Consider the following 15,374-nt stretch of genomic DNA (forward strand, 5'->3'; position numbering starts at 1 on the left):
TTATATTTTTGTGACTATAATAAATAATATATATTGCCCTGGGCACGTTAAGGAATTTATGAGTAAAAAACACAAAGCATTAGTTATCTTTTTAGTGATTATTACATTCGGTCTTTTTCTAATTGTTTTGAAGAAAAAACGTGTAGTGAAAGAAAATAACATCGACAAAGAACAAAAATTACCAATTAAACCCGATTATTTAATTTCGCTTTTTGGCGGAAAAGATAATATTTCAAATGTTGAAGCAACTTTATCGAAAATAAAGGTTTTTTTCAAAGATAAAAAACAAATTGATTTAGAAGCTATCAAACAAATCAAAGCAGCAAGCGGATTAGTTTTATCTTCATCTTCACTCAGCTTAATTGTTGGTTATGGTGCAGAGAATCTTAAAAATGCAATTATGGAGGTTGTAAATGGCAATTAAAATTACCAAAGATGATGAAACATACAACGTAATTCTTGATAATTTACTTGATATTTCAAGCAATGATGCATCAATTTTTTGTCGTAAAGATAACAAAGAATATTTTGATGTAATGAGTACATTTGGGCCAGAATTAATGAACAAAATTTATAATGAGGTTACATTAGATATTCCGGTTATCGAGTATGAAACCTCGCGTTTGATCGAAAACTTAAAGACGTGCGAAAATGTTGATGATGTGCTTAGAGTAATGCAAAAACGTAAAGATTTAGTTAACCAACAATTAAAAAATCTTCGAACTGATTTTACTTTTGCGAAAGAAAAATTAGTTGATTTGCTTGAGGTTGAAAAACAAAAATCATCATCAAAATGAAAATTATTTTTGAATAAAGCAGAAAACATTAATTCAGAATCAAACATCTGAAGTATGTACATTGGTTTTATGTTCATTACTTTATCAACACCAAATGATGATAAGAAAATTTATGCACCATTATTTTTAAAAGAAGTTAATATTGATTTTCGTAATTCTAACCCATTCCTTGTTTCAGATGGAACTATCCGTAAAAACGAAAAATTATTTTACTTCTTGCAAAATGAAGGTTTTAATTTAGACGTTAATGTTAAGCATGAAGATATGTCAATTGCGCAAGTAATTCACAGTGTTAAAGTAACTTGAAGTTCAAGATTTGACATTGAAGAAAATATTGTGGCAAAACACAAGAAATTTGCTTATGAAGATATTAAAAACGAAAAAGTAGCTTTTCATAAAGGAATGATTCTTGGAATTTTTCAACCTCTAGGTGGATACCTTCGTAACCGAATGATTGAAATTATTGAAAATGATCATATTAACAAAATTCTTGATGTAGAAATCGATAAAAATGTTTATAAAAAATGTATTGATGAAACGATTAGTAAGAAGAATTTTGGTTTCCTAAAAATTACGCCAACTAATTTTTCACAGGATAAAGCCATTGTTAGTGCGCTTAATCAAAACACAATTATTTGAGGCCCACCAGGAACGGGTAAATCACAAACAATTGTTAATATCTTAGCTAATGTTTTAGCCTATGAAAAAACTGCACTTGTTGTTTCGCAAAAGCGTGCCGCACTTGAGGTTATTCAAAAGCGTCTTGGTAGTCTTTCGAAGTTTGGATTATTTTTACTAAATAGTAATTCAATTAACAAAGAAGATTTCTATGAACCTCTTAAAAAATATATTGATTTAATTGAACACTCTAACAAACGAAAACCAATCAATACTGTCAATATTATTTCTGACGAAGAAAACAAATATGTGCAGTTAATTAATCAGGTTGCAAAAAACCCAAATTCATTTGAGTTATTTGAATTAAATGGTATTTTAGAAGCTAACCACATTAAATATAGCGAACAGTTGTTTAATGATTTAAGAGAACATACTTCTAATTTACATTTTCCAGAAAATATTAAATGAAATGGCAACTTTATAAAACAAATTAAGAAGGAAAATAAGCGCTATAAATCACAAGTTGATAAGCTAGTAAATTCATTAACAGAAATTAAAGGATTTCAAGGAAATATCAACAAATTTGTTGAATTAGTTAAAAAATTCGATAACCACCAAATCTTATTAATTATAAAATTATGAGAACTAAAACAACGGATTGAAAATGCAGATTTCGTTAATTTAGATAAAGATATTGAGTCATTTATTGTTCATAAAACATTGTCAAAAATCAAAAATTTTGACCAAGAAAAAACTAATCAATATAAGAAATTTGCCGCCGTTGTACGTTTGGCATCAATGAATATTTCTCGTTTTCTTAAAAACTTTTCAGCAATTATTAAAGAGTTATTTCCAATTATTATTACAACTCCTGATACTGATTTAAGTGAGTGAAAACGTGAAGAGTTTGATTATGCAATTATCGATGAATGTAGTCAAATGTTCATTGAAAAAGGATTGCCAGTTTTATACTTGGCGAAAATTAAAATTTTAGCCGGCGATGACCAACAAATGCGTCCTTCAAGATGATTTACTGCTAGAAATCAAAGTGATTCAATTTTTGGTCAATCAGAGTCACTATTAGAATATGCTAAGTCACTAGGAATTTATAAGATTCTACTTGATAAAAACTATCGATCGAATTATGCATCGTTAATGACATTTAGTTCGAAACATTTCTACGATTCAAAACTTGATATTATTGATTTAAACACTCCTGAAAAAGAATTCTCAATTGAAGTAGTTGAGGCCGAAGGTGTCTGAGAAAACTCGAAAAACGAGCAAGAAATCGAAATCGTAATTCGTTTAGCGCAAGAAAATTTAGCAAAATATAAAAAGATTATTATTTTAACTTTTAACTCGCCACAAATGAACTTCATTCAAGATTTAATTTTTGAAAAATATCCTGATCTCGAAGAAGCAATTCTTAATAAACAATTAATGTTAAAAAATATTGAAAATATTCAAGGTGAGGAAGCGGACCTTGTGATTGTTTCTGTAGTTTATGATAAAAATGCTAAGCTACACTCAACATACATTGGTCGTGACTCGGGAAAACATGCGCTTAATGTCGCTATTAGTCGGGCAAAAGATAAAATGATTGTTGTTAAGTCAATTAAGGCTGATGATATTGCTAATACTATTAATAATTCGGACGCTCGTGTTTTCAAATACTGACTTCGTTTTCTTGAATTAACCAAAGAAGAAAAAGATTCATATATTGATTTTAAAGAGACGGAAGAAGTTTTACTAGAAAAAACAGCTGAATATAGTCAATTGGCAATTACGATTACTGAGGCATTAAAAAATGAATTTGGAAATTCGGAAGTTAATGTTGTTTCTGATTATGTGGTTGGAACACAAAAGATTGATTTAGCCATTTTTGATGGTGAAAAATATGTTTGTGGCATCAAGATTGATGATAATGACTATAAAGATAATGTTGAAAATTATATAACCCTTAAAGATAAAGTAAAATTCCTTAATGCTAAAAACTACAACACATTTATTATCGATAACTTAGCTTGATATACCCAAAAACAAGAAGTGATTAATAAAATTAAAGAATTGTTAGAACAAAAATAGCCGTTTGGCTATTTTTTATTTTTATAAATTATAATTTATGAGACAAAGACAGAAAAAAGGGGAAATATGCAGAACGAGAATATTATTCAGGTGAAAAATTTAACTAAATCTTTTCAAAATTTACGTGCACTTGATGATTTAAGTTTTAAAGTGCAAAAGGGACAATTGTATGGTTTTTTAGGCCTTAATGGAGCAGGAAAATCAACAACATTGAATATTATTTTAGGTTTAGTAGACAGTGACAGCGGTCAAGTTGAAGTTGATGGACTCAATGCTTTTGAAGACATAAAAAGAGTTCGCCAAAAAATTGGTGTTGTTTTTCAAGAATCAGTTCTTGATCCTGAACTTAGTGTCGAAGAAAATTTAAAAATTCGCTTAACGCTATATAAAAAATACTTAGGGTCAAAAAACTTAAACGAACGTCTTGATGAAATTGTTAAAAAATTTGAACTTGAAAAGTTTTTAAAGCGTCGTTATGGTAAGTTGTCGGGTGGTGAAAGACGAAGGGTGGATATTGCCAGATCTTTAATTCATCAACCTAAAATTCTGTTTTTGGATGAGCCAACTACAGGTTTAGATCCTAGTTCACGTAAATTAGTTTGAAGTATTCTTAATAAGATTCGTGATGAAGACAAGCTAACAATTTTGTTAACGACACATTATATGGAAGAAGCTAATAATTGTGACTTTATTACGATTATTGAAAATGGCAAATGCGTGGCCGAAGGAACACCATTTGATTTGAAAACAAAATATTCGCAAGCGTTTTTATATTGTTACAAAGTAAATCATCCTGATTTTGTAGGTTTGCTTAATAAGAAAGGTTTGCAATATCACTTAAAAGGTGATACATATCAAATCTTGTTTAAAAATTTTGCTTCACTAGATGAATTTTTTAAAGAAAATAAGGAATTTATTAGTGATTATGAAGTACAAAAAGGAAATATGGACGATGTTTTTCTAAGGGTAACACGTAACTGAAAGGAGCAAGATGTCAGAAATTAATGTCCTTTTAAAACGTAATGTAATTCGGTTTTTTAGAAATAAAGCAGCTGTTTTCTTTACCTTTTTAGCGCCAATCATTTTTGTTATGGTTTTCTTACTGTTTGCACGTCGTCAGTTTGTATCATCGGTTGAACATATTCCGGGTTTTACTCCTGAAAGAGCTGCTTCGTATGCAGACTTATTATTGCTTTCAAGTATTTGTGCGGTTTCAACATTTACAAATGCTTTATCACTTAGTGGTTCATTAGTTTATGACAAACAAAACAAAGTGCTAACTGATTTTGGGATTACACCAACCAACTCGGCATTTGTACGCTTTAGTTATGTAATTTTTAACTACTTAATGAATGTTATATTAACAGCGTTAGTTTATGTTATTGTTGTAGTTTATATGGCGATTGTGGGAACGATAGTTGGTAATCCAATTTATTATGTATACTGTTTCTTATTCATTTTTTTTGCAGCGCTAGTTAATACATTAATTGTTTCGTTTGCGCTCAGTTTTATCAGCAACGTTAATGTGTTTTCAGCAATTACCGCAGTACTTTCAAGTGTGATTGGGTTTTTAATTGGCGCATATATTCCTTGAGGAGCAATGCCTGAAGGATTAAAGTTCGCCGCATCAGTTTTACCACAAACGCAGATTGTAAATATTTTCCAAAATATTATGATTTCTAATATTAGCGAAATTAAATTTGCCTATCAACCACAACACGTTGTTTTAATTAATAAACAAATTGATATTTGAGTAGCATATGTTTATATAGCAGCTTGATTAGCGCTGATGTTAACGATTAATTTAACAGTAAATTTTAAAATTAAAAAACAATAATATTCAACAAAAAAACAATGTTTTTTACTGAAAAAGTTGTTTTTTGTCTACACAAGGAAGAGGTTAATATGGATCGGAAGAAGTTGTTATTAGATAATAAAAACACAATTATAAAATTGTTTTTTGTTCATTATTGTTTACCCTATAATCAAATGCATTTTGAGGATGTTATTAAAAAACTAGTTGCCAACAAAGAGGATGATAATTTTTTTGTTAGCAAGGATCTTTTTAACTTAAGATCGCAACAAGAATTAAAAAACTTCGCTTTTAATCTCGAAGATATTTGTCGTGAAGAAAATAATTTGAAATTAGAAAAAATTAAACCAGAAGATATTTTAAAAAGAGCAATTGCCCTTAATACGAAAGTTTTTAATAATATTAACGAACTTAAGGACAATGCCGGAATTTTGCGGACAAAAAAAGATATGATCGTTTTAACTGATGAAATTAGCAATAAACAAAAATCTGAACCACCACTTCTACTCGATTATAAAGGCTTACTGACTGATTTAGATTTAATGCTTACAAAGCCAAAACACAAACTATCTAAAATTATTTTAATTTCTAGTTATTTATTAAAAAATCAGTTGTTTTTTAACGGCAACAAACGCACTACTTTTTTTCTTACTAACCAGTTATTAATTAATAATGATTTAGGACCATATTTTGATCGTATTCTCGCTGACCAACAAACAAGTTTAGCATCGAGCAAGCGTTTACTTGATGAGTGAAATATAATTCCTTATATCAATAATATTTACAAAAAATACCAAGGTGATAAGTCAGATTTTAGTCATGATATTCGTCTTGACATTGATAATTTTTTACAAAATAATCGTTTTGTTAATGGCGCTGAATTTAATCCGTTCTTAAATCGTAGCAAAGAAGAAGTAACGCAATATATGGAAGAAGTTGAAGCAAAGAACGATGAGTATGAAACAGAAATTACTTCCCTCTATAAAATTCGTTAAAAATGTTTATTTTTAGTAAAATATAATGTATTATTAAATTACTGTATGTAAAAGGAGAAGTTATGCCAAGAGAAGGATATACACTTGCTTGCACCGAATGTAAGATGGAAAATTACATTAGCAAGAAAAACAAGAAAACTCAAACAGAAAAAATCGAATTATCTAAATACTGTGCAAAATGCAATAAACACACTAACCATAGAGAGAAAAAATAGTCTCTCTTTTTTTGTTTGGAAAGGTAAAAAATGAATCGCACAAAACTAAATGAAAAATTTAATGAACTCCACTTTGATGCTTTAATTTCAGAAGCGCCACAAACTCGTCTTTGATATGCTGAAGTTGCAACTAGTGATGGTTATATTATTATTGAAAAGGAAAAAGCATATTTATTTGTTGATGCTAGATATATCGAATATTGTCAAAAGAACGCCAAAAATGTCGAAGTTATTTTACTTAAACCAGGTGTTCTAAAGGAATTTTTAGCTAAGAAAAAATATCAAACAATTGCTTATGAAGATGATTATCTCAAAGTTGAAACACTTAAATCACTAGAAAGCTTAAGTCCAAATGCCAAAAGCGTTTTTTTAAAAGGACAAGAGTTAAGAATTGTTAAATCAGATGATGAAATTGAAAAAATGCAAAAAGCAATTGACATTTCAATGCGTGCATATAATCGCATTGTTTCATGATTAAAAGAAGGAATGAGTGAAAAGGAAGTTGATCGTAAATTAAACTTCTTCATGAAACAAGAAGGCGCAGACAAAGAATCATTTGATAACATTATTGCTTTTGGACCTAATGCTGCCGAACCACACCACCACCCAACTGACCGTAAATTAGTTTATGGCGACATTGTTAAAATTGATTTTGGTGCCCTTTACAAAGGTTATTCTGCCGATATTACAAGAACCCATATTTTTGGTGGCAAGGAAAATGCAAGCAATCCTAAATTAGTTGAAATTATGACTATTGTTGAGGAAGCAGCTAAAAAAGGACGTGATGCTGTTAAACCAGGTATGACTGGTGCGCAGATTGATCAAATTTGCCGTGACTACATTACTGAAAAAGGATATGGCGAATACTTTGCTCACTCAACAGGACATGGTTTAGGAATTGATGTTCATGAACTTCCTTATGTATCATCACGTAGTCATATTGTGTTTGAACCAGGAATGGTTGTAACTGTTGAACCCGGAATTTATATTGAAGGTTTAGGCGGAGCACGTGATGAAAACGATGTCCTAGTAACCGCTGAAGGACACCGTGTTCTTAGCTACAACATCAAAACAAAAATCGTTAAAGCAGAAAAAAAATAACCGCGATGGTTATTTTTTTATATTTTCAATAATCTTACTAATAAGTTCTTCGTGACTCATATCTTTGTAACCAAAGATGTTTAATTTTTCAGCGATTGCATAAAGTTTTGCATTAGGTAATGATTCGAGTGTGGCACGAACATTGTTTTTGTCATGTTCTATTTCTTTAACAGCATCGCTTTCTGTTACTTCAGCAACTTGCATTTTTTCGCCAGTTGGGGCGGTTTGAATGGCGCTAGCAATATCGCCATTTTTGATTTTTTCAAGAAAATTGTTCATATCTCTTCGAATGGTTACGGTTGCAAAGATTTGGCGAATTAAGTTGATTTCACCTAGTAAAAATGCGGTGATTGGTGTAGCAATATAAAGCATTGTAAAAGGGATAAAATATACCGATTTCATTGTATTAACGATTACATTATTTTCATTAAATCCAAAAAATAAAAAGCTAAGAATAATTAAAAATGAGAAAGTAGTAAAGAAAACACGGAAGTTACGGCTCAAGTATTGAAAATCTTTGACTTTGTATGATTTAACAACTGATTGGATATAAAAACACAAACTAACAATTGCGCCAATAAAGAAGATACCGGGAATAAAAACACTTGATAAGTTAAAAATTCCTTGTGCATATGCTTCTTTTTCTTTTGCTTCATTTCTATCAGCAATTGTTTGCATTACATTATTTACTTGTTCTTTAAAAAGAACGTGACTAAAAAGTAATTGAAGAAATGACAAGATAATAAGAAAGACAATTGCGGCAATTGTGCCAAATATTCAGTAACGATACACTGTTTTTTCATTTTTTCAAAGTTTTTCTACACTATCGTTTTCTTGTGGTAATTTTAAAAACATTAATCCTCCTTTGGATGAATAGTTTACTATTTAATTTTACTATATTCAATGTATAATTGCAATATGAATAAAAATATTATTTTCCTAGATTTAGATGGTACCACACTTAATGATAAACATGGTAAAAAATTGTTTGTTTCCGATGCTAATATTAAAGCAATTAAAGCAGCTAAAAAGCACTTTCGGTTTGTAATTTCAACTGGTCGTCCCTTTCGCGACCTTTCGGTTCGGGTAATGAAGGCGCTTGAGCTTGATGATATTATCTACTGAAATGGTGCCAGCGCCGTTGTGGATAATAAGGTTATTGTAGATAAACCAATGGCCGCAAATGATGCTAACGCTTTTATTAAATACGCAAAAGCTAATAAGTTAAATATTGTGTTTGAAAGTAATAAAAAGGACACATATTTCCGTAGTAATTGACTTAAAATGTTTTCAGTTTTTGTCAAGGGTGCTTATGTTCGTCACATTAAACGCCTTGATGAAGATAAGATTTTTTACAAGGCGCTTGTTTTTGGTCATACTCGCAAAAAGTTACAACAAATTTATGATTTTGTTAATTCACTACCAAATACAATTTGTGTTTTTTCAGGTAGTCGATCACATTATTTAGAGATCACTCATAAGGAAGCAACAAAAGGACTTGCGGAGGTTGCTGTCGCTAATTACTATCAAGTTGATCCAAAGGACTGTATTCATATTGGCGATACAATGAATGACGGAACTTGCAAGGGGTATGTTGGTAAGTTAATAGCGGTTGGTAATGCCTCAAGCGCATTAAAAGAAATTGCTGATGAAGTTTACGATGTCTGTGCTAAAGATGATGCAATTAAATATATACTAAAAGATTTGATAAACAAAAAAAACAAGCAAATTTCGTAGCTTGTTTTTTTTATTTTACTGATTGCGTAATACATCACTTTTTACATAATAGTATATAATTTTAATGTTTATATAATATATATAACTTATATATATAATAAGGAGAAATATGGCAAAAAATAATAATGAATATGGCGCAAGTAATATTCAGGTTCTAGAAGGACTAGAAGCGGTTCGTAAAAGACCTGGGATGTACATCGGGAGTGTTGGTAAAAGAGGTCTTCACCACTTAATTTGAGAAATTGTTGACAACTCAGTCGATGAAGCAATGGCGGGCGAAGCGACAAAAGTAATTATTACTATTGGTAATGATGGTTCGATTAAAATAGAAGACGATGGACGGGGCATTCCAGTCGATATCCATCCAAAAACAAGAAGATCAACTGTTGAAACTGTATTAACAGTTTTACATGCTGGTGGTAAATTCGACAGTTCATCTTATAAAGTTTCTGGTGGTTTACACGGTGTTGGTGCTTCAGTAGTTAATGCCTTAAGTAGTCATCTTGAAGTATGAGTAAAACGTCAAGGTAAAATTCATTATATGGAATTTAAAAATGGTGGTAAGCCAGTTAAGGCATTAAGTGTAATCGGTGATGTTGGAGTTAGCGATACGGGAACAACCATCAAATTTACACCTGATTTTACTATTATGGATAATAATGAATTTGATCTCTCAGTTATCTTAGACCACGCTAAGCAAATCGCCTATCTTAATAAAGGAATTCATATTGCTGTTATTGATGAACGTGTAAACTTTGAAAAAGAATTCTTATTTGCTGGTGGAATTGTTGATTATATTAACGAATTAAACAAAAACCGTAAAGTACTACACCCTGAACCAATTTATGCTGAAGGCGAATACAGCGATGGCAAAGATACAATTCAAGTTGAAGTTGCAATCCAATATAATGAAAACTACCAAAATAATATTATTTCTTATGCTAACAACATTATTACTGCCGAAGGCGGAACACACGAAACCGGGTTCTTTGATGCCCTTTTAAGAATTATTAATAATTATTCAATGGCAAATGGGTTAATTAAAACTGAAAAAGAAAAATTAACTCGTGATGATATTAAAGAAGGCTTAACTGCTATCGTTTCGATTAAACATACCGATCCATTGTTTGAGGGTCAAACCAAAGGTAAATTAGCAAATAAAGATGCGCGGAAAGCAGTTAATAGTGTTTTTAGCGAAGTGCTAGAACGTTTCCTAAATGAAAACCCAACTGAAGCAAAACTAATTTGCTCTAAAGCATTAATTAGTAAAAAAGCGCGTGAAGCCGGAATTGCGGCGCGTGAAGCAACAAGAAAAAAATCTCCTTTTGAAATTGGTGCTTTACCAGGTAAATTAGCTGATTGTACAACACGAAATGCAGAATTTGGCGAATTATACATTGTCGAAGGGAACTCAGCTGGCGGTAGCGCTAAGATGGGGCGTGATCGTCAAACCCAAGCGATTTTGCCACTGCGTGGGAAAGTTATTAATGCTGAAAAAAACCAGTTCCACAAAGTGTTGGCAAACGAAGAAATCAGAACCCTGATTACCGCGATTGGAACCGGAATTGGTGATGAGTTTAACATTAACAAAATTAGATATCACAAAATTATTATTATGACCGATGCCGATGTCGATGGCGCACACATTCGAACCTTATTATTAACATTCTTGTATCGTTTCTTTAGACCAATTATTGAGTATGGTTTTGTGTATATAGCACAACCACCACTTTACAAAATTACTAAAGGGAAACAAATTTGATATGCATATAGTGATGCACAAAAAGAACAAATTATTAAAGCAAATTTAAATGACCAAAAATATACAATTCAACGTTACAAAGGGCTTGGAGAAATGGATCCAGAACAACTTTGAGAAACAACAATGAATCCTGAAACTAGAATGATGTATCAAGTCCAAATTAGTGATTTTAGTGAAGCAAATAACATCTTTAGTACATTAATGGGGAGTGATGTTCTTCCACGTCGTGAATTCATTGAACAAAATGCTAAATTTGTTAAAAATATTGATGCTTAAGAACAACGCAAGTTGTTCTTTTTTATATAATTAAAATACAATGTTTAAACAAGGACAAATTATTGAAAATGTAAATATTAATGAAATAACTTATGAAGGGTATGGAGCCGTACGATTTGATAAACATTTACTGTTAGTGGAAAATGCTTTAATTAATGAAAACGTAGATATTAAGGTGTATAAGACAACTAGCAAAATATCTTATGCCAGGGTTATAAGATTTAATAAGATCTCAAATGACCGTGTCGTTGATGCCGATAGCGCTTTGTTAGCGTCAGGAGCAGCGCCTTTAAGTAATATTTCATATGATAAACAATTAGCATTCAAACAAAATTTTGTTAAAATGCTTTTTAGACGTCAACTTGGATATGAGAATGTTAGTCAAATAGTACCATCACCAAAAGAATGAAATTACCGAAATAAAATAACCATTTTTCTGCAAAATTCAATAAAAAATACTGAATTTGGCTTGAAAATGAAGAATTCTAATATTGTCGTTTCTCAGCAAGGTTTTAAACTTGCAGACACCTTAATTAGTGATTTTATTAATTATTTAAAAACATTTAAAATTTCAGATTTTAGTGGTGTTGAGTCTTTAACGATTCGAACAGGAAATGATGAAATTCAACTTATTTTAAATACTGAAAATTTGAATAAAATTAATAACAATTTTGCTGAAAAAATTTTATTAAATTATAAGAAAGTTAAATCTCTAGTTTTGAAAAAAGAAAATAAAATTTTAGACTATAAAAATCAGTTATCTTTGTTTGATCAATTTGGACACATTACATTTGAAATTAATCCTAATTCGTTTTATCAAGTAAACAAAGAACAAACGCAAAATATATACAATAAAATTAAAGAATTTATTAGTAGGTTAAACTCAAAAAGCGTGCTGGATTTATATTGCGGTATTGGGACAATAGGGTTATATGTTGCCGAAAAAGTTGATAAAATACTTGGGATCGAAGTTGTACCCGAAGCAATAAATAACGCTAAAACTAATGCTAATTTAAATAAGATAACTAATGCTAATTTCATTTGTAAAAACGCTTCAAAAATAACTAGTCAGACACTCGAAGGTATTGATACAATAATTGTTGATCCCCCTCGTAGCGGTTTAAGTAGTGCTGAGATTAATATACTTAACAAATCAAGTATCAAAAATATTATTTATTTAAGTTGTAATCCCCATACTTTAGTTAGGGATTTGCAATTGTTTAAAGAAATTAAAATTAAAGAAGTAATTCCTTTTGATATGTTTCCACAAACGCCACACATAGAAACTCTCGTTTTACTTGAAAGAAAAGCATAGAAGTTGGCTTAGATGCAGCAAATTTAAAAAATGAAAATGATGAACTTAGAGTGACGCAATTATGGTTATTTTGTAATTCGTCAATTTTTGATATAGATTTCTTGTCTAACTAATAGCAATATTATTTTTAAAATCTAAGAATAGTTTTGATACATAAAATTTAAAAATAGTAAGAAATGAAAGGATTTTAAGTTAGATTTTATGAAAATCTATAAACTAATTTAAGCCAAGAACCAATACATTTTTGTAAAAAATGTTAACATGTATATGTTAAATATTTAAAAAATAGCAATTTTATGAATTGGACAAAGTCTATAAAAGAACTAAAGAAATTAACGTCTTAATTTGCGAATAATTTGCTAAAAAAAACTGTCTTTTTTGCGTTGAAGCAATAGATTAAAAAAGCGAGTAACAGCCAGTGAAAAGAGAATTAAGGAAAAATATTGAAATAGTAGAAGATAGAAAGAAACAAAGAATTGTTAAAACTAAGAAAGTCTATCCACCAGATATAGATGCTTGTAAATATTTTTTGATGATTAAGTTTGGTAGAGATTACTCACCTAGAAAGTTTGAATTAGAGATTCTAGAAAAGAAAACTGCTGAAGCTGTAGAACTTTGGCCAGAAGATAAATAATTTACTCCCCCCGGTCTCGATTTTATTTTTAAAGCCTTTGGTATCGTGCGCAAGGCCTCCAATATACGTGACCTAAATTTTTCAAAAATCAGGTATTTATTTTGAGATTATGAGAAAATATAAGACTTTAGTGGGAATAACTGAGAAAATAATGAGAATTTTTCTAAATTATGTTTATTTGGTTTCGTGGACAAAAGATCATAAAAGTGATATACTAATCACATAAAGAAATAAACAAATTGGAGGCGGTAATATGAAATACTCTGAAGCAATTAAAAAGTTGAGAAAAAAGATGATTTTAACTCAGACTGAATTTGCTAATATGTTTGAAGTTTCTTTTGGTACTGTAAATAGATGGGAATCTGGTAAGTATAGACCAACTACTAAAGTTAAAAGAAAATTACAACCTTACTTTGAAAAATATAATATCGATGTAGATGTGGAGGAGGAGTAAACAATGTCACAAATCATTAATGAAGATATCTTATGGGGTGCTGCTGAAAAGCTTAGAGATAAATGCGATCCTGCAGATTATAAAAATGTTGTTTTAGGATTAGTTTTCTTAAAATACGTAAGTGACAAGTTTTCTGCTAAATATAAAGAATTAGCAAAAGTTGGTGACGGAAGAGAAAAAGACGATGATTATTACATCTCAGATCACGTTTTTATCGTCCCTAAAGAAGCTTTATGGGATACTGTAGCTTCTCATTCAAAACAAGAAGATTTAGGCCAAATAATCGATAATGCATTTATTTGTCTTGAAAGGAGCAATAATCAATTAAAGGGTATTTTACCTAAAACATATTCAAAGAGTGATCTAGATAAAACAGCATTGGGTGAACTTGTAGATTTTTTCTCAAATAACTTAAATATGGAAGATGCCGATGGTGACTTCTTCGGACAAGTATATGAATATTACATTGGCGCATTCGCTAAATATATTCCAACAAAAGGCGGAGAGTTCTTTACTCCTAAATCTGTTGTTGAATTGATGGTTGATATTCTAGAACCATATCAAGGTAGAGTTTATGATCCTTGTTGTGGATCTGGTGGTATGTTCGTTCAATGTTCTAAATTCGTAAAAGAACATCAAGGTAATGTTGATGATATTTCCATCTTCGGTCAAGAATCAAATCCAGGAACATGGAAGATGGCCAAGATGAATTTAGCTATCAGAGGATTAGAAGGTAATCTTGGTGAAAGAAATGGTGATTCATTTACTGATGATTTGCATAAAGCATTAAGAGCAGATTTCATCATCGCAAATCCACCATATAACCTAAAACAATATTGGAAACCATCTCTTGAAGGAGATCCTAGATGGTTATTTGGTAGACCAGATGATAAGAATGGTAACTATGCATGGTTATCCTTAATGTATGCAAAATTAGCTCCTAGAGGAAAAGCAGCAATTCTTATGCCTAATGGTGCAACAACAAGCAATACACATGATGATTATAAAATTAGAAAGGCTATGATTGAATCTGGAAAAGTAGAAGCAATTTTAGCGTTACCTAATAAATTATTCTCTAATGTTTCTATTTCTGTCCAATGTTGGATTTTAAATAGAGCTAAAACAGATAGAAGCGTGTTATTTATTAATGCTGATGAAATGGGGACTTTAATTTCTAGAAAGATTAGAGTTTTAGAACAAAAAGACATTAATAAAATTGTAAAAGCCTATAAAGATTTCACAAACGGAAATCTTGAAGATATACCTGGTTTCTGTAAAGGAGCGTCTTATGATGAAATTCAATCAAAAGATTATTCTTTAAATCCGGGAAGATATGTAGGAGCTGATGAGTCTAACAAAATGACTCAAGAAGAAATTCAAGAGGAGTTAAGAAAGACTACAGCCGAATTATTAGAATTAATGAAGGAGGGAAAGGAACTAGAAGATAAAGTTAAAGAGATTTTAGAAGAAGAATTGAGATAGTGTTAACTATGTTGTTTTAGAAAATTTTAATTTATAAATATATTAAGACATTTTTTGATATTTCCTTTTCGCAAAACCAAGACAAAACTG

At 30.4% G+C, this 15,374-nt stretch carries 14 protein-coding genes; 13 read left to right on the forward strand and 1 reads right to left on the reverse strand.

Features of this window, described 5'->3' with window-relative positions; all coding sequences use genetic code 4:
- The first annotated feature begins 58 nt into the window (after positions 1 to 58).
- From NPA09_RS01565 to NPA09_RS01595, 7 genes are all read left to right on the forward strand, one after another.
- Positions 59 to 424, forward strand: a complete 366-nt coding sequence (locus tag NPA09_RS01565; RefSeq protein ID WP_129721883.1) for a PTS transporter subunit EIIB — start codon at positions 59 to 61, stop codon at positions 422 to 424.
- Positions 414 to 3,500, forward strand: a complete 3,087-nt coding sequence (locus NPA09_RS01570; RefSeq protein ID WP_129721880.1) for an AAA domain-containing protein — start codon at positions 414 to 416, stop codon at positions 3,498 to 3,500. Before NPA09_RS01565 ends, NPA09_RS01570 begins: the two co-directional genes overlap by 11 nt.
- 66 nt (positions 3,501 to 3,566) lie before the next feature.
- Complete coding sequence (locus NPA09_RS01575) at positions 3,567 to 4,505, forward strand: ABC transporter ATP-binding protein (protein WP_129721877.1); 939 nt, start codon at positions 3,567 to 3,569, stop codon at positions 4,503 to 4,505.
- The gene (locus tag NPA09_RS01580; protein WP_129721874.1) at positions 4,492 to 5,337 is read left to right on the forward strand and encodes an ABC transporter permease; all 846 of its coding nucleotides are present in this window, start codon (positions 4,492 to 4,494) and stop codon (positions 5,335 to 5,337) included. The genes NPA09_RS01575 and NPA09_RS01580 overlap by 14 nt, the downstream gene beginning before the upstream one ends.
- A gap of 152 nt (positions 5,338 to 5,489) precedes the next feature.
- On the forward strand, positions 5,490 to 6,308 hold the full coding sequence (locus tag NPA09_RS01585) for a Fic family protein (RefSeq protein ID WP_165036222.1): 819 nt from the start codon (positions 5,490 to 5,492) through the stop codon (positions 6,306 to 6,308).
- 62 nt (positions 6,309 to 6,370) lie between these two features.
- Entirely contained in the window at positions 6,371 to 6,523 is a 153-nt protein-coding gene (gene rpmG / locus NPA09_RS01590; protein ID WP_129721868.1) for a 50S ribosomal protein L33, read from the forward strand.
- Positions 6,524 to 6,553: 30 nt separating this feature from the next.
- On the forward strand, positions 6,554 to 7,624 hold the full coding sequence (locus tag NPA09_RS01595; protein ID WP_129721865.1) for an aminopeptidase P family protein: 1,071 nt from the start codon (positions 6,554 to 6,556) through the stop codon (positions 7,622 to 7,624).
- Positions 7,625 to 7,633: 9 nt separating this feature from the next.
- On the opposite strand, the gene NPA09_RS01600 is transcribed toward NPA09_RS01595, so the two are convergent.
- Positions 7,634 to 8,479 (reverse strand): hypothetical protein, encoded by an 846-nt coding sequence (locus NPA09_RS01600; protein WP_129721861.1) that lies wholly within the window; start codon positions 8,477 to 8,479, stop codon positions 7,634 to 7,636.
- A gap of 63 nt (positions 8,480 to 8,542) precedes the next feature.
- On the opposite strand from NPA09_RS01600, the gene NPA09_RS01605 reads away from it, so the two are divergent.
- The 6 genes from NPA09_RS01605 (at position 8,543) to NPA09_RS01630 (ending at position 15,284) form a co-directional block, all read left to right on the forward strand.
- Entirely contained in the window at positions 8,543 to 9,361 is an 819-nt protein-coding gene (locus NPA09_RS01605; RefSeq protein WP_165036220.1) for a Cof-type HAD-IIB family hydrolase, read from the forward strand.
- A 109-nt stretch (positions 9,362 to 9,470) separates the two neighbouring features.
- Positions 9,471 to 11,399, forward strand: a complete 1,929-nt coding sequence (gene gyrB, locus NPA09_RS01610) for a DNA topoisomerase (ATP-hydrolyzing) subunit B (RefSeq protein WP_129721855.1) — start codon at positions 9,471 to 9,473, stop codon at positions 11,397 to 11,399.
- Positions 11,400 to 11,439: 40 nt separating this feature from the next.
- The gene (gene rlmD / locus NPA09_RS01615; RefSeq protein ID WP_129721852.1) at positions 11,440 to 12,714 is read left to right on the forward strand and encodes a 23S rRNA (uracil(1939)-C(5))-methyltransferase RlmD; all 1,275 of its coding nucleotides are present in this window, start codon (positions 11,440 to 11,442) and stop codon (positions 12,712 to 12,714) included.
- A gap of 418 nt (positions 12,715 to 13,132) precedes the next feature.
- Positions 13,133 to 13,348 carry a hypothetical protein gene (locus NPA09_RS01620; RefSeq protein WP_129721849.1) on the forward strand — a complete coding sequence of 72 codons (216 nt, stop codon included), beginning with the start codon at positions 13,133 to 13,135 and terminating at the stop codon, positions 13,346 to 13,348.
- A 253-nt stretch (positions 13,349 to 13,601) separates the two neighbouring features.
- Positions 13,602 to 13,802, forward strand: coding sequence for a helix-turn-helix domain-containing protein (locus NPA09_RS01625; RefSeq protein WP_129721846.1), 201 nt, complete (start codon positions 13,602 to 13,604; stop codon positions 13,800 to 13,802).
- A gap of 3 nt (positions 13,803 to 13,805) precedes the next feature.
- The gene (locus NPA09_RS01630; protein ID WP_129721844.1) at positions 13,806 to 15,284 is read left to right on the forward strand and encodes a type I restriction-modification system subunit M; all 1,479 of its coding nucleotides are present in this window, start codon (positions 13,806 to 13,808) and stop codon (positions 15,282 to 15,284) included.
- Positions 15,285 to 15,374 lie beyond the last annotated feature (90 nt).

This window comes from Mycoplasmopsis equigenitalium (assembly GCF_024498255.1).
Taxonomy (GTDB): domain Bacteria; phylum Bacillota_I; class Bacilli_A; order Mycoplasmatales; family Metamycoplasmataceae; genus Mycoplasma_H; species Mycoplasma_H equigenitalium.